The sequence below is a fragment of the Saccharospirillum sp. ABV4_185 genome (assembly GCF_056159245.1).
Window position 1 is genome coordinate 1 of sequence record NZ_JBSWUW010000002.1, and the last position, 22,720, is coordinate 22,720.

The following is a 22,720-nucleotide window of genomic DNA, read 5'->3' on the forward strand; positions in this document are numbered from 1 at the left end:
GGACGCTGAACGGGAGCGGAGCGCCGCCCGGACGGGAGACGCAAGATAGGAGCGACGGTTTTGATCTTATCTTGAAGCGTCTCCCATCTCCCGTTTCCCGGGTGCGCAGCAGCCAAGCGTCTCCCTGCTCCTAAAGCATCCAAGCGTCACCCGAGTACTCCAACCCCGAATGTCTCCCACAACTTCCCACGAGGATCACCCAATGACTCGCGTTGGTATCGTCTATTTTTCGGCTGGAAAAACGCTGCAGCAATTAGCAAAGGCGTTGGCCGAAGGCGTGGACGCTTTGGCCGATAGCAAAGCCGTTTTGTTGCCCATTGAAGGTCGTCATATCTTTGAGGGGCGCTATCAAAATTCAGCCTTGTTGGAGCAGTTGGATCAGGTCGATGCCATCGCTTTTGGGTCACCGACTTACATGGGTGGGCCGGCCGCGCAGTTTAAAGCCTTTGCCGACGCCACTTCCGGACCGCGCTATACCGATCAACTGTGGTCGGGTAAGGCGGCCGCAGGTTTTACCGTCGGTGGCAGTGAAAATGGCGATCAGTCAGCAACGCTTGGTTACTTCAATATTCTGGCCAGCCAGTTGGGTCTGGTCTGGGTCAATCTGGATATGGCCAGTCAATACAATGCGGCTGGGTTAAATCGGTTGGGTTCCCAGCAAGGTGTGGTAGCGAGATCGGAAAATGGTCGCCTGCATCACGATGATGTGGCCACGGCTTATTATCTGGGACAACGATTGGCAAGGTTTGCCCATCGCCTTCAGCCATTGCAAAAAAGTGCACGGCCAGCAGACGACGGACGCTCAGCTCTGGTCATTTCCTAGTGCGACGGCAAGGCCTGCCGGGTGCGGAAGAACGCCATAACCGAATGCAGGTGTTCGGCCTGTTCACTCAACTCACCCGCTGAACTGGTCAGATTTTCGGCGGCATCGGCATTGGATTGAGTGATGGAACTCATCTGCTCCATGGCCGAATTAATCTGCCGGGTAGCGCTCGATTGCTCGCCGGAAGCCACCGACACCTCACGTACCAATTCAAAGGTTTGCTGAATCGTCGGTACGATATCGGCAAATAATTGCCCGGCGGTTTCCGACAATTCAACACTGTGCTTAGCGGCCTGACCAATTTCCTGTGAAGCACCCTGGCTTTGCTCGGCCAGGCGTCGCACCTCTGCAGCAACAACCGCAAAACCACGACCGTGATTGCCCGCTTTGGTGGCTTCAACAGTGGCGTTTAAGGCTAATAGATTAGTCTGGTAAGCAATGTTGTCGATGATGCTGATTTTCTCGGCAATTTTTTTCATCGCGGTAATGGTTCGATCAACGGCGGCGCTGCCTTTTTCCGCTTCCACCGTTAATTGCTGAGCAATGCTTTCGGTGGTTTGCGCATTCTTGGCGTTCTTATCGATGGACCCGGACATCTCTTCGATGGACGCCGTTGTTTCTTCGACATTCGCTGCCTGGTCCAAGGTTGACTGACTTAAGCGCCGCGACGTGCTATTCAGGCTCGAAGCTGCTGTTCCCAGTTTGGCGGCGGACTGCAAGACTTCCTGAATGGTTTCATTTAACTGCGCCAGGGTGGCATTGATTGAGTTTTGCAGATCCTTAAGCCGGCCCCGGTAAGCAGTACCTTGCAGCGTCTGCGTCAGGTCGCCCTGTTCCAGGGCCTGCATCATGATGGTGATTTCATCGATGGGTTCGGCAAAGGCATTCATGACGCTGTTCAGGCCGGCGACGATGCGCCGGAAATCACCTTGATGAACGGCTTCGTCGGCGCGCACATTCAGTTCACCTTCGACAGCGGCCTCGACCAGTTTATTGGTGTCATCAATCAGCGCTTTGATATTGCTGCGCACCTTTTCGATGGTGGTGTTGATAAAGATTTTCTTGCCCGGGAAAGGCGCCAGAGGTGCATCCATTTCGCCAGCGCCAAAAGCTTCAATGCAATCGAGCGCGGTGCGCTGATCAATGATGTGACCTTGCACCATCTGGTTTAAACCTTCGGCCATGGTGCGATAAGCGCCACCGAATTGTTTGGCATCGATCACCACGTCGATTTCACCCTTGGCATGGGCGTTCGACATGCGATTCATTTCAGCGATTAAATTATTGATGCGACTGCGGACTACCTGCAACGCCGCGAGGATACTGTTGTCGTCGCCGTCTTTTACCTCGATGGGAATGTCCAGATTGCCATTGGCAATCTGCCGGGAAATTTCTGCGGCGGCTTTGGGTTCACCACCCAGCTCGGACAGAATTCCGCGGCTGATACGCACCGATAAAATGAGCGCAATGATGACCATGATCAGACTGATCACCAGTAACACGGCCAGCGACAACCGATAGCTGGATTCGGCATGAGCCGTTTCGCGCTGCAGCAACAGAGTTAATTCGTTGCCGATTTCATCAATGACATTGCGCATGGTATTGAACTGTTCGTCGACCTCGCTGAGGCTGCGATCAATCAAGCGTGAACGGACCAGTGGCGATGTCGGTGATTGCAAAGCACTGACCAATGTCATTGTGCTTTGCTGCCACTGGGTCTCCAGATCAAGATACTGTTCAACCAATTGGTTGGATGTGGTGTTGTTAACCAAACTGGCGTAGCGCAGAACCCGATCGTGCGCCTGTTGAATGTTTTCCTGGTGCGACTGACGCTGTTCTGCGAAGGCTTCGCTGTCAGGTTCAAGTACCAGCAGGCTGCGTTCGGCCACCAGCGCCTGTTGTAAATCGCGGTCAGCATTGAGCAGAAAACCCTGGGCAGGAGCGTGTTCGTTGGAGATGCGACTGACCTGATCATTAAAGCGCCAGATGATGAAGGTACTCAGTGCAACAACCAGAATTAAACCAGCCGTCAAAATACCAAAACCAACATTCAGCCGCGTACGAGTCTTGAGGTTTTCAAACATAGATCGGTCCCTGCAGGGCAGGCCTCCACAGTGAAATTGCCATCCGGCATTTTTTTGCTGATTTTCAGTATAGAAGGACTGGGAATAACGCAAGGCAAAGAGGGGACAGATGCGACACCGGTTATTGAATTGCCTAGCCCTGTGTCCAGGTTCACGCTTTGAGAAAGCCGGTAAATCCTTTACAGAAACTTGATAGCGGCACGCCACAGGCTCACTAGAATCGGAGCCGCATTCACATGGACCCACTGCAATGACCGAAGTAACGAGCTCAGGTAGCGATGCTGATTTCTCAAACGCTGCACCTGAACACACCCAACCGTCCGTCACCGATATAACAACCGAAACCTCTTATCCAGCGTCACCCAGACTGCGCCGTGAAAGCGGGATGCGTTTATACAAACGTCTGATGGCGGGCTTATTCTCCAATATCTTTTTTGCGCTGGCGTTGATAATGGCGCTGTCGAGTTTGTTTAATCTGGTCTCCGATATATTCGATACCGGTGAAATGATTTCCACCGTGGTGCGCGCCATTAATACGCTGGTGATTGCTCTGGCGATGTTTGAACTGGGAGCGGGGATCAGCAAGGAATACAGCAGTGAAGACAGCAGCGAAAATGTCTACATCAATATTCGCCGCACCATTACCCGTTTTGTTGGCACTGTTTGTATTGCGTTGGTGTTGGAAGCGCTGATTATGATCATCAAATACAGCCAGCTGGATTTGGCCGGTAATCTTTATTATCCGGTTGCCATTTTGTTTGGTTCGGGTGTGTTACTGGTATCGCTGGGCGGATTTCTGGCGTTGACACGCGGCCATACCGAGTAGCGCTTGCTATTGAATCAGATGGGCAACTCGGTGGTGTATTTGAGTTGCTCCATGGCAAAACTGGAGCTGACGTCGGCTAATTTGATACGACTGACCAGGCGTTTATAAAAACGGTCGTAGTCGGAAATATCGCCGACGACGACACGCAGCAAATAATCCACTTCACCACTCATCCGATAAGCCTCGACGATTTCTGGCAGGGCGATCACCGTCTCGGTGAAGTCGTCCAGCCAGGCATCGTTGTGTTCGTTGGTGCGGATAAATACAAAGACATCCACCCCCAGCGCCAGCGGCTGGCGGTTCAACAGCGCCACCCGGCGGCGAATATAGCCACCGGCTTCCAGTGCCTGAATACGGCGCCAGCAAGGGCTGGTGGTGAGGTGGATGCGCTCGGCAATGGCTTGAACTGAAAGCGTTGCGTCCTGTTGCAGCAAACGCAGTATGGCTAAGTCGGTGCTGTCGGGCATAAAAAACCATAAAAACTATAATTTGTAGAAAATATACACTAATTATCAGCGGTCGGCTGAAAAATTTGGCAAATTTATTGGCCAGCAGCGAGCGATACTGGTTCACCCACCTTATTAACGGAACCGGCCATGACGCTTGCCCTTAACCCCCGCACTGACCGTTGGCAGACACTGCGCGATAACACCATCAACCTGCCCGATAACCGTCTCTATGCTGACTGGACGGCCAGCGGTCGGCTGTATCGGCCCTTGGAGCAGCGGCTGATTGATGTGGCTGCGCCCTGGATGGCCAATACCCACAGTGAGGCAAGCCTCAGTGGTCGCAGCATGACGGCGGCGTTGGAGCAGGCGCGTGAACAGATTCGTCGCGGTTTGGGCGCGGCCGAGGACGATGTCGTACTGTTTTGTGGCGATGGCATGACGGGTGCTGCGGCCAAGCTCAGCCGTCTGCTCGGTCTGTGGGTGCATGAACGGCATCGCGCAGCATTAAATCTGCCGCAGGAACGGCGTCCGCTGATCTACGTCACCCATATGGAGCATCACTCCAACCAGACACTCTGGCTGGAAAGCCTGGCCGAAGTGCGGGTTATTCCTGCGGATGCCGATGGTGGCGTATCACTCGATTGGCTGGCTAACGATTTGGCGGATCTGCCGGATTCGCGTCCGCGTTACGCATCAGTGACAGCCGCCAGCAACGTGACCGGCATTGCTTCTCCGTATCGACAGATTGCTCGACTGATGCATCAGCATGGCGGTTATTGCTGGGTCGATTTCGCTTGCGCCGCGCCCTATGTCGACATCGATATGCACCCGGTCGATGACGAACCTCTGGATGCGGTGTTTTTCTCGCCGCATAAATTTCTCGGTGGCCCGGGTTCCAGCGGCGTGCTGGTGTTTAACCGCGCACTCTACGCCAACCGCGTTCCGGATATGGCCGGTGGCGGCACCGTGGTGTGGACCAATCCCTGGGGTGAGCATCGTTTTATCCGCGACATCGAACGCCGCGAAAGCGGTGGTACGCCGGGTATTTTGCAGGGTTTGAAAGCGGGGTTGGCGATGCAGTTAAAAGCCGAGATCGGTGTGGCTGCCATGGCCGAACGCGAAGCGCAGTTGAACGCTTATTTTCTCGCCGGGCTCGATCGGCTTGAGGGTGTGCAGCTGTTGGCCGATCAACATCGCCAGCGCTTGTCGGTGTTCTCGGTATTGATCGACGGTGTGCACTATTCGCAGGCGGTACGCCGGCTCAGTCACGACTATGGCATTGAAGCGCGCGGCGGTTGCAGCTGCGCAGGCACCTATGGTCATCATCTGCTGGGTATCGACCGCGCGGCCAGCCGCGCTTTCAGCGAGCGTCTGGAGCAGGGTGATATGGACGCCCGTCCCGGTTGGGTACGGCTGAGTTTCCATCCGATGAACACCCCTGCCGAACTGGATAGAGTATTGGCGGCTTTGGCTGAGCTGGCGGCCAACCCGGAGCAAAGTGCCGGGCCGGCCAGCGCAGAGCTGGATCGACTCTGGTCACCCTGGTTTTAGCGGCGGTTAGCGAATGACGCTGGCCAGTCGCCGCACTGCCTCGACCAGTTGCTCTTCAGGGTAGTAAGCGAAACAGAGTCGCAGCGCCGAATGGTTGTCGGCTTCGGCTGAAAAACGAGCGCCGGGCAAAAAGCCAGCGCCGGCGGCAATGGCATCAGGCAGCAGTGTTTCACTGTTGATCGGCTGGTTTAATTTCGCCCAGATAAAATAACCGCCTTGGGGCGCGGTAAAGCGAATCGCCTCGCCCATTTCCTGATGCAGCGCTGTGACCAGAGCCTGGCAGCGGCGGGTTAATTGTTGACGCAACTGCAACAGATGGGTGTTCAGGCGACCATCCTCCAGCAGTGGTTGCACCAGTGCCGAGGTAAAGGGGTTAAGGCCGCCGCCACTGTTGAACACAGCCGACTGCGTCAATTTGTCGAGTAAATCTGGGTTGGTCTGAATCCAGCCCAAGCGTAATCCAGGCGCCAGTATCTTGGAAAAACTGCCGATGGAAATGACCGGCGCCCGGGCATCGAAACTCGCCAGGGGTGGCGGCGGTGGCGTATCAAAATGCAGCAGTTGATACACCTCGTCCGCCACCAGCGGGCAACCGGTCTGGCGGGCGACAGCCACCAGCTGTTGACGCCGTTCAGTCGACACTGTGTGGCCAGTGGGATTGTGAAACGTCGGGATGCAGTAACAAAAAGCCGGCTTGTGTTGATTTATCAGCGCGCTCAGCGCCTCTGGGTCCGGGCCGTCGTCATCGCGCGGGATGGGCACTAAGGTCAGTTCATGATCGGCCAGCAGGCTGCGCGCGATAAAGTAGGTTGGGTCATCGACCAGAACGGTATCGCCGGGTCGGGCAAAGCTGGCGCAGATGCGATCCAGCGCATTGGTCGAGCCGTTGGTAATCAACAGATTGTCGGCGGCGACAGTAACCGGGTAGTGCTCTGTCAACCAGGTTGCCAGGGCGGTGCGAAAGCGACCGTCGCCAGCCGGTGCGCCATAGGCAAGCGATAGTGGATCGGGGCGCAGTTGCTCGAATAAGGCAATGGGCAGAAACGCCGGATCGGGCTGGCCGATACCGAGATCGAGACGATCAGAGGGGGCGATCAGTTGGGTGACAGGCAGAGCACTCATTGTTTCTCCAGCGAGCAAGGAATGCTGCCAGTCTGGGCAAAAGCGCAGCGGGCTTCAAACCCGCCGGCTTCAGGAAACGTTTAGCGTGCGGGCACTTCCGGTAAAGGCTGCGCGCGCGGCAGGCTCAAGGTGGCCAGACAGGTGGGCACACAAATCAGCAACATGGCCAGGGTGATGCGGGTGATCGAGCCGTCGACCAGCAAGGTAGACAGGGTGGTCACGGTGCCGGAGACAACAAACTGCAAAGCGCCGATCAAGGCACTGGCGGTGCCGCTGAGCTGACTGAAATATTCCAGATAAGCCGCCTGGTTATTCGGGGCGATGGCGCCAACGGTGCCACCGACAATGACCATCATCGGCAGGAAGGACCACAGGCTGCTGCTGTTAAAGGCCAGGAAAATATTCATCAATACCAGCGCGACCAATTGCAGACTGACGGCAATTTTCAGCAACTGTACCGGGGTGTAGGTCAGCAATAGACGGCGATTGATGATGCCCATCACGCCCATCAGACCAACACCGGTGGCGAAGGCTGCCGAGAACTGAGCGTTGTTCAGACCAAACCAGCCTTGATACATAAAAGAAGCGTGAGTGACGAACAGCATCAGCACGCTGAAACCCAGCGCTTGAATGACGATATGGCGCCAGGCGATAGGGTGCATCAGCACCTGCGCATAGTTGGTCAGCAACTTGCCCACCGGCTCGTGTTTAACCTCACGCTTGGGCAGATGACGCAGCAGTTTGAACCACAGCAAGCCGGCAACCAGCAAACAGTAGGCAGCGATAAACCAGAAAATCAGTGACCAGTCGCCAACCCATAACAGCAAAGAACCGAGTGTGGGTGCCAGCGCCGGAGCGATAAACATGATCAGCGCCACCAGCGAAAACAGTCGCGCCGCTTCCTTGCCATGAGCATTGTCGCGTACCAGCGCCGGCACACTGACCATGATCCAGCCAGAACCGAACGCCATAATGACGCGCCAGGTGATCATCCAGGTCAGGTTATTGCTGGCAGCGACCATCAAAGCAGTGGTGGCGTAGATGGCCAGGCCGGTTAACAGTACTGGCGCACGGCCATAACGATCCGATAACGGACCGCCGATGATCTGACCAAAGGCCAGGCCGAAAATAAACAGACTGAGGGTGAGCGCAACTTGCGATTCAGCGACACCGAGGTCGGCCGCGATAACCGGAAAGGCGGGCAGGTAGACGTCAATGGCGAAAGGACCCATCGCCATGGTAGCCGCCATCAGGACGGCGAACTGGAGCGTTGTTTTCATGAAGAACCACTGTGATTGCAGCGGCGCATCGGGAGTGACGCGCCGGAAAGTCAGGCGGCGTAGTTTAGCAAAGAAGGCACAACGAGCCGATGTGGAAAGTCACATCAACCACCCGTCGACTGGAACCCTGTGTCCAGCTGTCAGGATGGTCGGGAGTGGCCCCAGCGCACCGTTACCAGCGTTGATAACCAACTGGCCAGGCCCGGCCATTCCAGGCTGATGCACAGCGCCAGGATGGCAGCGGTCAGTCCGCTGGTGGCAGAGAAAACGAAGAACAGGGCGGCAATCTGAACCGGCATTAACAGCAGTAGCAAACCGGCCAGCATCAGCAGGCAACCGCCGGTGCGGGTCAGCAATACCAGGCGTGCGCCCCACAGACCCAGTGCAATGCCGGCAACGCCGATAATGAGTGCACTCGGGCGGACCAGCATTTGCCAGGCCTCAGTGGCGGCACGGGCGGTATTGGCCAGTTCTGCGGTGGTCAGTGCCAGGGCGCCCAGAGCCAGCCAAAGTAACGCAAAAAGGCTGGAGGCGAGTCTAAAACGTTGCCAAGTGCGATGGTCGAACATGCTTGGCTCCTCTGATACAACGTGAATTCAGTGGCTCCAGAACGGTGAGCATTCAGCAATCAATGCGTTCGTCCTGGGGACTACAACTACCACGCGATCTCTGATGAAGATAGCCCCGAAGACTGATTGGGACTCGAAGTTGAAGTGTAGACCGGGGAACGCTGGGTACTGTGTGTTTATGTTGCGTTGTGATGGGATAGACAAAAGCAGTGACATGGGGCTGACATAAAGCCAGCCCCAAATGACTGGAGTTAGAAGCGAGCGGTAACGGTCAGCTCCATGGTGCGTGGTGAGCCGTACCAGCAGCTGGGATAAGGAGAACCGTACTCACTCCAGCCACAACTCAGATAGTCTTCATTCAGCACGTTACTGACAGAAGCACTGAGACTGTAGTGTTCGCTGAAGTCATAGCGTGTGGCTGCATCGACAAGCGTGTATGAAGGAACCTGGTCAGCGTTGTCGTTGCCTGATTGCATTTCACCTACGTAGCGAATGCCACCGCTAACAGAAAACGCCTGACTTACCGCAAAGTTAGCCCAGATATTTGCCGTTTGTTCTGCGACCAGGTGCGGAGTATTGCCTTCATTAACACCTTCGTTTTCTGTAATTTCTGCGTCCATAACAGTCAGGTTGGCCATTAGGTTAAGGCGTTCAATGGGCCTGATGCGGGCTCCCAGTTCAATACCGCGGGATTGTACTTCACCGGTCTGCTTAGTATTTGCCCCCGTGGGCAGACTAGGGTCTGTGCTTTCGACGTTTTTCTTGGTGATCCAAAAAGCTGCTGCTGTGAACTCGAAATCGCTATCCCGACCCAATTTAACACCGGCCTCATACTGGTTGGCCGTTTCCGGTTCCAACGGATTGCCCTGGTAGTCGTTGCCCGCTAAAGGTTCGAAAGATTCTGAGTAACTGGCGTAAGGAGAAACGCCGTTATCAAAGTGATGAATGGCAGCCAGGCGCAGACTGAAATTATCCTGGTCGACTTCTGTTTTGCTGGTGCCGTTACTGGTGGGAACGGTAATGCTGTTGGTTTCTATGTCGGCGGTCGCATCATATTGGTCGTAGCGAATGCCAGCGACAACCGTGGTGTTTTCCAGGGTTAATTCATCCTGTAAATAGATACCCAATTGCTGTTCTTTAACGTCAATTGTTTGAGCATAACCATCGAAATTGAAGCTGGCCGGGTCGACCTGGTCGTTGTCGATGTTGGCTAAATCCAGGGTGTTATTGGAGGTGTAGTAGGTGTCACCGTATTCCCAATCTAATGCCAGCTGATGGTATTCCAAACCGGCCAATAAACCGTGGCTTACCGGGCCGGTGTTAAAGTCGTATGACAGTTGATTATCGATAACAAAACTGTCCTGTGCTTCATCGGTGAAATAGAAATTGCGATTTAAGTCGGTATCAGTCAGCGTCGTGAAGTAGCTGTTTCGTTGTTCCAGTTCCGCCTTGGTATAGCGAAAGTTCTGCAAAAATGTCAGCCGATTACTGAAATCGTGATTGAGCTTGTAGCCGAGTAAGGTGACGGTCTTATCGACGTTGGCCCAATTAATATCGCCAACAAAAACATCGGGCTCTAAAAAGCCGTAAGACGCTGGCGTAAGGCTGCCTTCACCGGGTAATGGCGTAGAGGGAACGGCCTTGGGATCATCCTGATAATAAGCGTTCAGGTTCAGCGATGTATTGTCACCGATATACCAGGTGGCAGAAGGCGCAATAACCCAACGCTCTTCTTCGGTGCCTTCCTGTTGACCATCGCGGGTCCTGCCCAGGGCGATCAGTCGATAGTCCAGCGAATCGGTCGCATGACCCGTTGTATCCACGCCAGCTTCAAACAATTGGTTACTGCCAGTGGTCAACTGAATTTCAGTTTCACGCTCGAATTGCGGCTGTTTGGCCAGCTGATTGACCATGCCGCCTGGTGATGAAGCACCGTATAAAACCGAAGCCGGGCCTTTGAGAATTTCGATGCCTTCGGTCGCAAACATATCAACCTGAGGTGCCAGGTTGCCGGTCGTGTTGTACTGCAACGGCAAGCCATTGTAGTAATTGTTGTAAGTGCTGAACCCACGCAGGGTGTATTGATCAAAAATGGTGATAGCGCCGCCACGGTTTTCGGGTGAGGTGCCTGAGGTATAGCGCAACGAATCGTCGACGCTATTCACTTGCTGCTGTTCCAGATCTTCCGCATCCACCCGCTCAAAACTCATGGGTGCTTCCATCGGTTGCAGTTCCGATTTGGTGCCGGTGCTGCGGTAGCTTTCACCGAAGATGGTGACGGTGTTGAGCGTGTCGTCTTCGGTGGTAGTTTCTTCCGCTTGTGAAGGCAGGCTAATGGCGCTTGCCAGCGCCAGGGCGCCGACCGGATAGCCGAGCCAGTATTTAGCAGTCATGGTGATCCTCTTGGGTAGCCGTTCAATCGCCCGCAACAGATCGGGCATGTCGAATGTGGTTCGGGCGGCGGGGTGTCGGCAGGTCATCGATTAGCCGGTTGCTGTCCTGTTTGCAAAATCAAATAAGAACGATTCGTATTCTATTTTTTGCCCGGGCAGGCGACTTAACAAAATGGTGCATTTGAGGGATTAAAGGCTGAGCGAGACGGGGCTGGACCAGTTGAATTCAGGTTGAATGGGCACCCAGTACTCCATTACAACCAGGTTGTTATCGAAGTTAAAACCGGCGTGATAAACCTCCAGGTCGTAACCGTAACGACCCTGGTAACCGGAGCCGGGTAGCCAATAACGGATAAACCAGCTGAGTGTTTTCTCCAATGCCTCAATGGGGCCCTGGAAGGGCACCACGGCGTATTGCTGAGCGGGCACTCGCAAGCGTTGCAAGCCTTCAAGGTTGAGTTGGTCGTCAGCTTCGACGGCGGCCCAGTAGGGGAAACTTTGACCGTTGTCGGGTGAACGGCTGACCTCAAGAACCCCCAGTCGTGAGTGACTGGGTTCCAGCCGCGCGGCGGCTAAAAAGTTGCGCCATAGCAGTGGCACTTCGGTCGCAAAGTTTGGTTTGGGTGAAAACAAGCCACTGATTTGGCCGCTTACACCAACAATGTCGAAAGCCGCTCGCGTCTCGACACGAATCTGCAATAAGCGGGGATTGAGTTCTTCCGGAGGCAAGGGGCCGGCGCCGCGTCGAATGGGCGTTTTCAGACCATTGCGTTGACCACGGCGCCGGTAGTCGCCAGCGGTACAGCCAAACTGCTGCTTAAATGCCCGGCAGAAACTGATTTCCGATTCAAAACCGCAGGCCAGAGCAATATCCAGTTGGCGATGCTTGGTTGTGATCAGTGCTTCAGCAGCCCGGCTTAACCGCAAGGTCCTCACGTAGTGAGCGACCGATTGACCGGTCTGAGCGAAGAAAACGCGCTGTAATTGCCAACGTGACCAATTAAAACGGTGCGCTAATACTTCCACAGACAGGGGCATTTCCAGATGGTTGTGGATGTAATCGAGAACCGATTCAATGCGATCGATGGGTTGGTGGCCGGTAGACATCAGGCGGATGAAATGGTGACTGAGGTGAAAGGAGAATAACCAGGGTTTCTATAAATGACAATTATTCTCGTTTAAGGCCAATGCAATAGGCTGGCGGCCAGCCTTTACCTGCCCGGTCTCCAATGCTTAGATAGCGCCGAAATCTTACCCGGCCACTGGCCGACAGCAGCATGTTACAGATATCCAACAGCGTTACCCTGGGCGACTGGGAAATCGAATTGCAGGCGATACGGTCGCAAGGCGCCGGTGGGCAGAACGTCAATAAGGTGTCGTCTGCCATTCATCTGCGTTTCGATATTCAGCGCTCCAGCCTGCCGCCGTTCTATAAAGAGCGGCTGTTACGACGTAACGATCAGCGCATCACCAAAGAGGGTGTGGTGGTGATCAAGGCGCAGCAATATCGCACTCAGGAACAGAACCGCGCCGATGCGTTGGCGCGTTTGCAGGCGTTGATTCAGGAGGCCGGCTATAGCGTGAAAAAACGCAAGCCGACCAAGCCGTCGCGCTCATCACAGAACAAACGCATGGATCGCAAGACCAAAGACGGCCGCACCAAGGCATTGCGCGGCAGGGTCGAACCCTAGCCTTTACGGCTGGCCAGAGCGACACCGGCCACAGCCACCAACATGCCAGGCCAAGCCAGCAAGGCGATGCGTTCACCCAGAATCAGGAACGACAACAAAGCCGCGCCCGGTGGCACCAGAAAGAACAGCGATGCCACCTTGGCAGAACGCCCAACCCGGCTCAGCGCCAGTAGCAGGGTTACCGCAATCAGCGAATTACCGATCACCAGATAAGCCAGCGCCCAACTGAATGAGGCGGTCACCGTTAAATGACTGTTTTCAAACAGCAGCAGCGGCGCGCAGACCACCAATCCAACGCTGTACTGCACCAGGTTGGCGGTAACAATATGCTGCGGCGTGCCAAAGCGGCGTTCATACAACATGCCGCCGGAAATACCGAGCAACGAGCCGATCGCCAGCACCAGTTCCAGCCAGGATAAAGACGTCGTGCCGGTCTGCGCCGATACAACCAGAATCGTGCCGCCAAAACCCAGCAATAAACCCAGCCACTGACGCCGACTGACGCTCTCCCCGAGAAACCAGGGTGATGCCAAACCAATCACCAGCGGCTGCAATGACACAATTAACGCCGAAACCCCGGCCGACATGCCCAGGCTCATCGAGACATAGATCAAACCGAAGTAGAGTACCTGCACCAGAAAACCGACCACCGCCAGATGGCGCCAGGCCGCCGCGCTGGTGGGCAAGGGCGGACGAATGACGATCCACAACACAAACAGAATCAGCAGACTGAAGGCATAACGCAGCGACAGCACCACCAGAGGAGACGCATCGGCCAAGGCAACCTTGGCAATGGGGAAACCAGCAGACCACAGCAGCAGAAACAGCCAGGGCGCCAATGCCGTTAACGAGCTTTGCCAACGGCCTGTCCCAGCGGGAGTTAGCATCATCAATCTCCGTCACAAAGGGTCGACATTCAAGCACGCGCTCAGCGGGCAAACAACGCCTGGGGACGCTGGGATGCAGCGTACATTAACAGCCAAATCGGCTATGATGCGCGCCGTTCTTGAAGGGGGTTGGGTATGCAGCAAGTCGACACAGTCATCATTGGCGGCGGCGCCGCTGGTTTGATGTGCGCCGCCACCGCCGGTGCTCGTGGTCGCTCGGTGCGGGTGATCGAACACGCCAAAAAAGTGGGCAAGAAAATTCTGATGTCCGGTGGCGGTCGCTGTAATTTCACCAACCTCGATACCAGCCCGGCGCATTTTTTATCGGCCAATCCGCACTTCTGTAAGTCGGCCCTGAGTCGTTACACCCCTTGGGATTTTCTGGCGCTGGTCGACCGTTATGGACTGGCCTATCACGAAAAAACCCCAGGGCAGTTTTTCTGCGATGACAAAGCCAAAGACCTGCTCGACATTTTAATTGCCGAGTGCGAACAGGCCGGTGTCGACATTCGTACTCAATGCAGCGTTGAAGCCATTGAAACCTTAGCGGATAGCGGCCCTGATCGTTTTCAACTAGCCACCAGTGCTGGAGCCGTGAACTGTCAGTCTCTGGTGATTGCCACCGGCGGTCTGTCGATTCCGACTCTGGGTGCTACCGGTTATGGCTACGACATCGCCCAGCAATTCGGTTTACCAGTCACGCAGCGCCGGGCGGCACTGGTGCCCTTTACGCTCAGCGATCACTGGTTGACGGTGGCGCGCGAACTGGCCGGGGTGTCGGTACCGGTTACCGTACATTGCGGTTCACAGAGCTTTAGCGATGCACTGCTCTTTACCCATCGCGGCTTGAGTGGCCCGGCCATCCTGCAGATTTCCAGCTACTGGCGTGAAGGCGAAACCATCAGCATCGATTTTTTACCTGCGGTTGATCTCGCCGAACAGTTACAGCAATGGCGCGATGAAGGCGCCAAGGCGGAGCTAAAGACGCTGCTCGGTCGATTGCTGCCAGCACGCTTTGTGCAAAGTTGGCTGGCGGCCGATAAACGCCTGGCCAAATTGGCGGACCGACGCGTGATGGATCTGGATCGCGCTTCCCTAGACGCCCTGATCGAAGCCTTTACCCGGTGGCAAAAAGTACCGGCAGGCACTGAAGGCTACCGCACCGCCGAAGTCACCTTAGGTGGTGTCAGTACCGAAGCCGTGTCGTCAAAAACCTTCGAAACCAAACAATGTTCGGGTCTGTATTTTATCGGCGAGGTGTTGGATGTGACCGGTTGGCTGGGCGGCTACAACTTCCAGTGGGCCTGGGCCAGCGGCTGGTGCGCCGGTCAGGTGGTGTAAGGGAAGCAAAAGAAGGGCGTTAATTTACAAATAAGCGTTGACCAGGACATTCAGGGGTCCTATAGTCATCCTCGCTTGAAAGTACGACCTTGTAAAATGCAAACCATTTCGATGTCCTTACCAGTAGTTAGTACCTCGTCTTGATTTCATGAGTGATCGCACCGCTTAAAGCACAACCGTCTGCTCGCAGACATTTATGAATTCTGATACGACAGGAAGACTAACAATGGCTACCGTTACCGGCACCGTTAAATGGTTCAACGAAACTAAAGGCTTCGGCTTCATCGAGCAAGAAAACGGCCCAGACGTTTTCGCTCACTTCAGCGCCATCCAAGGCTCAGGCTTCAAAACCCTGGCTGAAGGCCAAAAAGTTGAGTTCACCATCACTCAGGGCCAGAAAGGTCCTCAAGCTGAAAACATCGTTGCTGTTTAATTAAACAGTCGATGACCCTCGATTAGTCGGGGGCTCAGCACAAAAGAAAGCCGCTCATTGAGCGGCTTTTTTGTTGTTATTGAGACCAACCTTCAAAGGCACATCGGCGTGGATCGTCGGTCTGTCTTTTTCGCCCGTTTATTTGTATGTTGGCGATCGGTCTGCGCCATGCAGATCAACACTCCTATTAAAAACATTCACGCATTGAAAAGGGAATATTCAATGAAGCTGTATCACATCCTGTTGTGGTTATTACTGTGTTTAGGCGTTGCCACGCCGCTTCACGCCGAAGAAACTGACAACGCCAAGAGCACTGTTGTATCCAGCTTAAAGTGCATCGACCTGACTCAACCGAACCAACCGTCGGCCGCTGAGTTATCGGCATCTGAAACATCGGCGACAGAAACATTGAGTGATCAAAGCAAAGAATTGAACATCTTGATCACCGATGCTGACACCGAGTTGCTCAAACAAATGCAGCAAAGCTCAACCAAGTTGAGTGCTGACTGCTACGAAGACGCTTGGAATGCTTTGGCCGCCAACTCAGACTCTCCCTGCAAAGTATGGAGTCGGTGCGATCCATTGCCGGCGTCTCGGCTGGCCGACTTTCGAGTCAATTCCGCCCGGCTGCATTTTGCTGAAGCTAAATTTCGCGATGACCTGACGATAAAAGACGAAGCCGCCTTGCGCGTGGATTATTCGTTTCGCTTTGTGTTGCGCGAATTTGGTTGCGGCGGTAAGGACTTTGGTTTTGCAGGCCGTGATTATTTCGAATGTCTGACTAAAGAATCCAATTCGGGTATCGAAAAAGATTGGTGGCCGGACCGTATCTTTATTGCCTACACCGGTCAGTTTGATTTTTATATGGCCAGTCGTCCTTCCGGTCCGGTGATCAACCGGATTTCCAATCCTGGTCTCTTTGTGGAATTTGATCGTCAGTCCGGTAAAAACCGGCTGTATCGCAATCATCTATTGCTGGGGCTGGAGCATCGTTCCGATGGTCAGGTGCTGGAGCAACAAGAAGGTAACGATGCTCCGGTCATTAGCGCCGAAGAGTTGAATCAACAGTTGGATGAAGGCAACCATCACGCCTTTGATTCATTGAGCCAGGGCGCGGATTATCTATCCTTTAAATACAGCCATAACCTCAATGTGAATCCGAGTAAAGACAACAATTTTGGCGTATTCAAGCTGGCGTTGGGCGGCAAATATTATTTACCGGACAGTGAAGAAGGCGGCAACAGTTGGGAAGAAAAACCGCGCAGCTTTGCTGATTTTGATCTGGCGACTGCGGAGGTCAGTTGGGTCAATCATTCAGGCTCGATTGCGCTCGATGGTCTCTATCGAGTGGGTAAAATTGGTTTCGAAGGCGACTCGTTCGACCTCAGTGCAACCACCAAGGTGTGTTTGTTGACCATGCCGTTACCCATCAGTCTGTCGTTTCATAACGGGCCAATGGATTATCTGGCCTACTATTCAGTACCGACACGCTCGCTTGGTGTGGGTCTGAATTTCAGTGCGTTGAAAATGCGCAGTGGCTGCAATCGATTTTTCAGTATCGATCTGTAAGTATCCGGCTTCAGGCGTGGCTGGGTTTATTTATAACCACCACGCCTGGGGCGTTAACTTGTTGTATGAACTGGATATGCTGAAAGGTGGTATTCATTGTCAGTCCGAAAAAAATCTGTGGTTCTCAATCGATTCATCGATATTTATTTAAAATAAAACCTTTTTAAAACGAATTTTCAAATGATGTCCTGAGACGATAGCGGCTTTTATTCAATCCGAGTGAGGAGCCTCACTATGCGCTCGTCAGTTTTCCCGTTTCCAACCATACACCCTTTCCTGAGCCGGCTGCTGATCATGTTAGCCGGGCTGTTGTTGGCCGCTTGCAACGATAATACTGTCGATGGCCCCAAAGTACTCAGCTTTGCGCACAGCGGTACGGCCAGGCTGGTCGTGGGCGACCGATACACTAACCCGGCCAATGACAGTTTCGTGGGATTGACCTATCAAAGCAGCAACCCGGGTGTCGTGATGGTGGATAGCCAAGGCACGGCCCTGGCCAAAATGGCAGGAACCGCCACCATCACCGCCCGCGCCGGTTCGAGACGCGCTGATTATCAAGTTGACGTGGTCAATCGGGTCGCGACGTTAACCGCCTGGGTTGGTGAGAACGGCAGTGAGTTGTCGCTCTCCGAAGGCATGGCCGGTAGCGAACTCTTTGGATCGAGCGCAGTGGATTGCGACTTCGAAATGCCCAATCTGTGTGAAAACGCGGTATCCAGTTTAACCATCGGCAATGGTGGGCCATTGACCAGCGGCGTGCCCGGCATGCTCAGCAACCGTTTCGGTGTATTTCAACTGAGACAGGGTAAGCGGACCGCCGAAGCGGCACTGAGCGTAGATCGCTTTAGCAGCACCAAGGATCATCATGCCGTTCACTTTAAAAACCAGTTTAGGGTTGTCGGCAGTGTGGAAGTGGATGGCACTAAGACAAATAATGCCTGGTCATCGCCCGACGGGGAAAAATGGGCACCCGAATCGAATGGACCTGCCTTTTCGGCCCGTTATGGTCATCACCAGGCAGTGGTCTATAAAAACGAGCTTTGGTTGATCGGCGGTTATGACAGTCGGTTTTCACTCGCCGATATTTGGAAGTTCAATGAGGACAAAGGCTGGACGCAAGTGGTTGATACCACTGTCTTTGGCGCCCGCGACAGTCATCAAGTCATCGTTTTTAAAGATCGCCTGATGCTTATTGATGGTTTCGATGATGATGATGTTGCTGATGCTAACATTAGCTTCAACGACGTCTGGCGCACCTCAGACCCTGATGGCAAAGACTGGCGACGGGGCTTCAAAACCCAATTCACCTTCCCCAAGCAATAACCTTTACTCCAATAAAAAGACCCGACACTCAGCCGGGTTTTTTTATTAGCTAATAAACTTCCAACGGATGGAGGCGAATTATTTTCGTTTTTTTAAACGATTTACCGAAACTCATTTCAAATACAACGTTTGTTAAAACGATTATTAACACGATGCTCTGAGACAATGTCGGCTCCTATTCAAGCCGAGTGAGGAGCCCGGTCATGAGTTCGTCTATTCCCTTTTGGGGACCTACCCCATCTCGAAAAATGCGGCGGCTGGTCTGGCTGCCCATTTGCATCGTCTCTGTATATTTTCTGGCCGCTTGCAGTGGGTCAGATTCCAATAATCTCAACTTTAGCCGAACCGGCACTGCCAAGCTGGTGACCGGCGACCAATACGTCAACCCAGTCAATTCCCGATCCGATTCCATAAATTATCGCAGCAGCAACCCCGAGGTGGCCACGGTAGATAGCCAGGGCACGGTGTCGGCAAAAGCCGCCGGCAGCGCCACCATCACTGCTAGTCTCTTATTCACCCAGAATAGCTATCGGGTGGATGTAGTGAACCGGACAGCGACCTTGGGTGCCTGGGTCGGCGAACAGAACAGTGAATTAACCCTGTCCGACGGCATGGCCGGGACTGAACTTTATGGTTCCAGCGACCCTGACTGTGGTTTTGAATTCCCCGCCCGCTGTGACGACGCGGTATCGAGCCTGACGATGGGCAATGGAACGCCCCTGCTCAGCCGCGTACCGAACTTGACCGAAAAAGCGCCGGGCGTCTTTCAGTTAAGGCAGGGCGAGCAAGTCGCGGAAGCCGTGCTGGATGTTGATCGTTTTTCGCCAAGATATAGATATCCTGCGGCCTATTTTAACAACCGGCTGTGGGTGGTCGGCGGGCTGCGTCCTAATGGAGTAACTGATGATGTATGGTCCTCATCCGACGGGGCTTATTGGGTAGAGCATCAGCCGCAAGCCAAAAGTGGCGGGCCCGCTTTTGCCGCTCGGGCTAATCACCATCTGCTGGTGTTTAAAAACCGGCTTTGGCTGTTTGGCGGCGACAGCTATGACGATGGCCCGGCGCCTTACGACGAAGTTTGGTCGTCGGACGATGGCGTTATCTGGGAGCAACACCCGCAGACGGACGTGAGCTTTTCAGCTCAATGGGCATCGCAAATGGTGGTGTTTGATTCGCCTGATGACGATGGCACGGTAGCGGACAAAGGCGAACAACTCTGGCTGGTCGATAACAACGGCACGGTGCAGGTATCGAGTGATGGCCTGAACTGGGACAGTGTGGCAAGCGGTCTGAACTTGCCCACCAAGTCAGATTTTCATTTAGTGGTCTTTGATCCACCGGGCGCGGCGGTCAGGCAACTGTGGTTGGTCGGTCAGTTGGCGGGCACCGAGGCCGAAAAGAAAGAAATCTGGTCATCCAGCGATGGCCTCAACTGGAGGCCTCATAGCGTCAATGCCAGCTTGCAGGGCTACCTCGGCCATCAGGTTGTCGCTTTTAACAATAAGCTCTGGTTGATTGCTGGACAGAACGTCCAAACCGGGAATTATACCAAAGACATTTGGTCGTCCGTAAATGGTGAAGACTGGACATTGGAAACGCAGCAAGCGGCTTTCCCGGCGCGATTCTTTCATCAGGTCGTGACTCAGGAAGATCGGCTTTGGTTGATTGGTGGATTTGGCGAGGCAGGTTACGGAAACGATATCTGGTCATCAACCGATGGCAAAATATGGATCCAAGCATCTAATATTGAACCTGAATTCTCAGCTCGCTCACTTCATCAGGTTGTGCGGTTTGACGATGGCAGCGGCCGGGGGGAGCGACTGTGGTTGATAGGTGGGGATTCATTTGTGCCACACAATGACATCTGGTCATCAGCCGATGGTCTTAACTGGACTTTGGAGCAGGCAAACGCAGCCTTTCCCGCTCGTAATCATCATCAAGTTGCGGTCTTTGATAACCAGCTTTGGCTGGTGGGTGGTTCGACCCTCCAGGACGGTAAAACGACTTTTTTTGCTGATGTCTGGTCTTCAACCGATGGTAAGAAATGGACTGATCAAACGGTAATCACTCAGGCGGCATTTTCGGGACGAGAAGGCCATTACTTGGTCAATTTTAATAACAAGCTCTGGTTGATTGGCGGTTTGGGTCCTGACGGGGTTTTACCTTCTGCTAATGAAGTTTGGGCGCTTGAGCCCCAAGGTATTTGGCGCAAGAGAACTGACCATGGTTCTATAGTTTTCGACTCTCATAAATCAGCGGTTGTTTTTAACAATCAGCTATGGGTTTTGGGGAACGATCTGCGGTCAATGGATGCGAGCGGCGCTTGGAAAAAATGGTCTTGCAGCCCCAACCAGACACCTGCTGTGAATCAGTGCATCGACCACACACCTGTTGTAGGCCGAACTTATCAACGGGTCGTTGTCTATAACGATGAGCTTTGGTTGATTGGAGGCGTGCGAAACGATGGTTCGTCTTTATCCGATGTTTGGAAGCTCAATGAGAGCAAAGGATGGCAGAAAGTCACTGACACGGCGGCCTTTGGTGCGCGTATAGCGCATCAAATGGTGGTCTATAACGACCGCATGATGGTAATTGGTGGCGCTAATGATGGAAGTGATGGAGTTGTCTTCAACGATGTCTGGAGCTCCACCGATGGCCTGCATTGGCGCAAGGGCCTAAAAACCCAATTCACCTTCCCCAAGCAATAACCATTACTCCAATAAAAAACCCGGCACTCAGCCGGGTTTTTTAAGCAAAGAAACGACAGAAAAATATCAACTCACCGGATGCGCCCAAAGGTCGTATTCGTCGGCTTCTTCAACTTCGACCGTCAGAATATCGCCCGGTTTTAACTGGGTCTGGCCATCGAGAAATACCTGGCCGTCGATGTCCGGGGCGTCGGCTTTGGTGCGACCCACCGCGCCTTCGGCAACCACTTCATCGATGATCACCTCGAGCTGTTTACCCACCTTGGCCTGCAACTTGGCGGCGCTGATGCGTTGCTGAACTTCCATAAAACGATCAAAGCGTTCTTGTTTAACGGCTTCGTCGATCTGGTCCGGTAATTCTTGGGAGGCGGCACCATCGACGTTGGAATATTGGAAGGCGCCGACGCGGTCGAGCTGGGCTTCTTCCATAAAGTCGAGCAGCATCTGGAAGTCGGCTTCGGTTTCGCCCGGGAAGCCGACAATAAAGGTGGAGCGCAGCGTAATGTCCGGGCAGATCTCGCGCCATTGATGAATGCGTTCCAGTACTTTTTCCGAATGCGCCGGGCGTTTCATGGCTTTCAGTACCGTCGGACTGGCGTGCTGAAAGGGAATGTCCAGATACGGCAGGATGCGGTTTTCGGCCATCAACGGGATGATGTCGTCAACATGCGGGTAGGGGTAGACGTAGTGCATCCGTACCCAGGCGTCGAGCTGGCCGAGTTCCTGACACAGTTCTTTCATCCGCGTTTTCACCGGCTTGCCGTTCCAGAAATCGGTGCGGTATTTCAGATCGACGCCGTAAGCGCTGGTGTCTTGCGAGATGACCAGCAGTTCTTTGGTGCCGTTTTTCACCAGACGTTCGGCTTCGCTCAGCACTTGCCCGACTGGGCGGCTGACTAGCTTGCCGCGAAACGACGGAATGATGCAGAAGCTGCAGCTGTGGTTGCAGCCCTCGGAAATTTTCAAATAAGCGTAATGTTTGGGCGTGAGCTTAACGCCGGTATCCGGCACCAGCGAAATAAACGGATCGTGCTTCGGCGGCACTACGTCGTGTACCTGGCTGACCACCTGCTCGTAAGCGTGTGGTCCGGTGACCGACAACACGTTCGGGTGCACTTCGCGAATGTCGTCTTCTTTAGCGCCCAAACAGCCAGTGACCAGTACCTTGCCGTTTTCAGCCAGCGCTTCGCCGATGGTGTCGAGCGATTCCTGCACCGCCGAGTCGATAAAGCCGCAGGTGTTGACGATGACTACATCGGCGTCGTGGTACGACGGCACGATGTCGTAACCTTCGGCGCGCAACTGAGTGAGGATGCGTTCAGAATCGACGGTGTTCTTCGGGCAGCCCAGGCTGACAAAACCGACTTTGCCGTGCGCGCCGCCTGGTTTGCCTGCAATCGGCTGGCCTTCGCGGGGATCGTGGTTTTGGACGGACATGGCGGCCTCGGCTGCGGTGGTCAAAAAAGGAGCGCCATTGTAGCCCCCCGGCGTTTCGCTGCAAGACCGCTGATGCAAGGAAACCGAGCGTATCCGAGACTCCTTAACGCTCAGGCACGGCAGTTATTGCCCAGTGTCAGTAAAAACGCTGTGTTCACGACTGACGGATTCGCTACCTTGCGCCTATAATGCGCGTTTCTTTTCCTTTCGATGCATTTGCCGTTTCAGGAGTTC

The 22,720-nt window shown here is 54.1% G+C and carries 18 protein-coding genes; 9 read left to right on the plus strand and 9 right to left on the minus strand.

The features are described from left to right. Positions 1–202: 202 nt before the first annotated feature. On the plus strand, positions 203–823 hold the full coding sequence (locus tag ACXAE6_RS17145) for a flavodoxin family protein (protein ID WP_475151828.1): 621 nt from the start codon (positions 203–205) through the stop codon (positions 821–823). Here ACXAE6_RS17145 and ACXAE6_RS17150 read toward each other — a convergent pair. Then, complete coding sequence (locus ACXAE6_RS17150) at positions 820–2,907, minus strand: methyl-accepting chemotaxis protein (protein WP_475151830.1); 2,088 nt, start codon at positions 2,905–2,907, stop codon at positions 820–822. The two genes, ACXAE6_RS17145 and ACXAE6_RS17150, sit on opposite strands and share 4 nt — an antisense overlap. Positions 2,908–3,292: 385 nt before the next feature. Between ACXAE6_RS17150 and ACXAE6_RS17155 the strand changes: the two genes are divergently transcribed. Beyond that, positions 3,293–3,733, plus strand: coding sequence for a hypothetical protein (locus tag ACXAE6_RS17155; RefSeq protein ID WP_475151834.1), 441 nt, complete (start codon positions 3,293–3,295; stop codon positions 3,731–3,733). Positions 3,734–3,747: 14 nt separating this feature from the next. Here the strand turns inward: ACXAE6_RS17155 and ACXAE6_RS17160 are convergent, their stop codons facing one another. After that, the gene (locus ACXAE6_RS17160) at positions 3,748–4,200 is read right to left on the minus strand and encodes an Lrp/AsnC family transcriptional regulator (RefSeq protein ID WP_475151837.1); all 453 of its coding nucleotides are present in this window, start codon (positions 4,198–4,200) and stop codon (positions 3,748–3,750) included. Between the two features lie 129 nt (positions 4,201–4,329). Between ACXAE6_RS17160 and ACXAE6_RS17165 the strand changes: the two genes are divergently transcribed. Further along, positions 4,330–5,733 carry an aminotransferase class V-fold PLP-dependent enzyme gene (locus ACXAE6_RS17165; protein ID WP_475151841.1) on the plus strand — a complete coding sequence of 468 codons (1,404 nt, stop codon included), beginning with the start codon at positions 4,330–4,332 and terminating at the stop codon, positions 5,731–5,733. A gap of 6 nt (positions 5,734–5,739) precedes the next feature. On the opposite strand, the gene ACXAE6_RS17170 is transcribed toward ACXAE6_RS17165, so the two are convergent. The 5 genes from ACXAE6_RS17170 to ACXAE6_RS17190 all read right to left on the minus strand — a co-directional run bounded on the left by ACXAE6_RS17170 (position 5,740) and on the right by ACXAE6_RS17190 (position 12,204). Beyond that, positions 5,740–6,855 (minus strand): aminotransferase-like domain-containing protein, encoded by a 1,116-nt coding sequence (locus tag ACXAE6_RS17170; protein ID WP_475151844.1) that lies wholly within the window; start codon positions 6,853–6,855, stop codon positions 5,740–5,742. Positions 6,856–6,935: 80 nt separating this feature from the next. Further along, positions 6,936–8,135 carry a multidrug effflux MFS transporter gene (locus ACXAE6_RS17175; RefSeq protein ID WP_475151847.1) on the minus strand — a complete coding sequence of 400 codons (1,200 nt, stop codon included), beginning with the start codon at positions 8,133–8,135 and terminating at the stop codon, positions 6,936–6,938. A 140-nt stretch (positions 8,136–8,275) separates the two neighbouring features. Next, a complete protein-coding gene (locus tag ACXAE6_RS17180) occupies positions 8,276–8,704 on the minus strand; it encodes a hypothetical protein (protein ID WP_392805050.1) in 429 nt (142 codons plus the stop codon). Between the two features lie 251 nt (positions 8,705–8,955). Further along, a complete protein-coding gene (locus ACXAE6_RS17185) occupies positions 8,956–11,097 on the minus strand; it encodes a TonB-dependent siderophore receptor (protein WP_475151850.1) in 2,142 nt (713 codons plus the stop codon). Positions 11,098–11,286: 189 nt separating this feature from the next. Then, positions 11,287–12,204, minus strand: coding sequence for a helix-turn-helix domain-containing protein (locus tag ACXAE6_RS17190; protein WP_475151852.1), 918 nt, complete (start codon positions 12,202–12,204; stop codon positions 11,287–11,289). Between the two features lie 170 nt (positions 12,205–12,374). Between ACXAE6_RS17190 and arfB the strand changes: the two genes are divergently transcribed. Beyond that, on the plus strand, positions 12,375–12,788 hold the full coding sequence (gene arfB / locus ACXAE6_RS17195) for an alternative ribosome rescue aminoacyl-tRNA hydrolase ArfB (protein WP_475151855.1): 414 nt from the start codon (positions 12,375–12,377) through the stop codon (positions 12,786–12,788). Here the strand turns inward: arfB and ACXAE6_RS17200 are convergent. Continuing rightward, positions 12,785–13,675: a DMT family transporter gene (locus tag ACXAE6_RS17200; protein ID WP_475151859.1), complete on the minus strand. Its 891-nt coding sequence runs from the start codon at positions 13,673–13,675 to the stop codon at positions 12,785–12,787. The genes arfB and ACXAE6_RS17200 overlap by 4 nt on opposite strands. A 135-nt stretch (positions 13,676–13,810) precedes the next feature. Between ACXAE6_RS17200 and ACXAE6_RS17205 the strand changes: the two genes are divergently transcribed. The 5 genes from ACXAE6_RS17205 (at position 13,811) to ACXAE6_RS17225 (ending at position 21,049) form a co-directional block, all read left to right on the plus strand. After that, positions 13,811–15,016 carry a BaiN/RdsA family NAD(P)/FAD-dependent oxidoreductase gene (locus tag ACXAE6_RS17205; protein WP_475151861.1) on the plus strand — a complete coding sequence of 402 codons (1,206 nt, stop codon included), beginning with the start codon at positions 13,811–13,813 and terminating at the stop codon, positions 15,014–15,016. Between the two features lie 226 nt (positions 15,017–15,242). Further along, complete coding sequence (locus ACXAE6_RS17210) at positions 15,243–15,449, plus strand: cold-shock protein (protein WP_475152564.1); 207 nt, start codon at positions 15,243–15,245, stop codon at positions 15,447–15,449. A 222-nt stretch (positions 15,450–15,671) separates the two neighbouring features. Continuing rightward, positions 15,672–17,018: a hypothetical protein gene (locus ACXAE6_RS17215; RefSeq protein ID WP_475151863.1), complete on the plus strand. Its 1,347-nt coding sequence runs from the start codon at positions 15,672–15,674 to the stop codon at positions 17,016–17,018. Positions 17,019–17,252: 234 nt separating this feature from the next. Beyond that, positions 17,253–18,341, plus strand: a complete 1,089-nt coding sequence (locus ACXAE6_RS17220) for an Ig-like domain-containing protein (protein ID WP_475151869.1) — start codon at positions 17,253–17,255, stop codon at positions 18,339–18,341. Between the two features lie 203 nt (positions 18,342–18,544). After that, positions 18,545–21,049, plus strand: a complete 2,505-nt coding sequence (locus tag ACXAE6_RS17225; protein WP_475151874.1) for a Kelch repeat-containing protein — start codon at positions 18,545–18,547, stop codon at positions 21,047–21,049. Between the two features lie 66 nt (positions 21,050–21,115). On the opposite strand, the gene rimO is transcribed toward ACXAE6_RS17225, so the two are convergent. Continuing rightward, positions 21,116–22,486, minus strand: a complete 1,371-nt coding sequence (rimO, locus tag ACXAE6_RS17230) for a 30S ribosomal protein S12 methylthiotransferase RimO (RefSeq protein WP_475151881.1) — start codon at positions 22,484–22,486, stop codon at positions 21,116–21,118. Between the last annotated feature and the right edge of the window lie 234 nt (positions 22,487–22,720).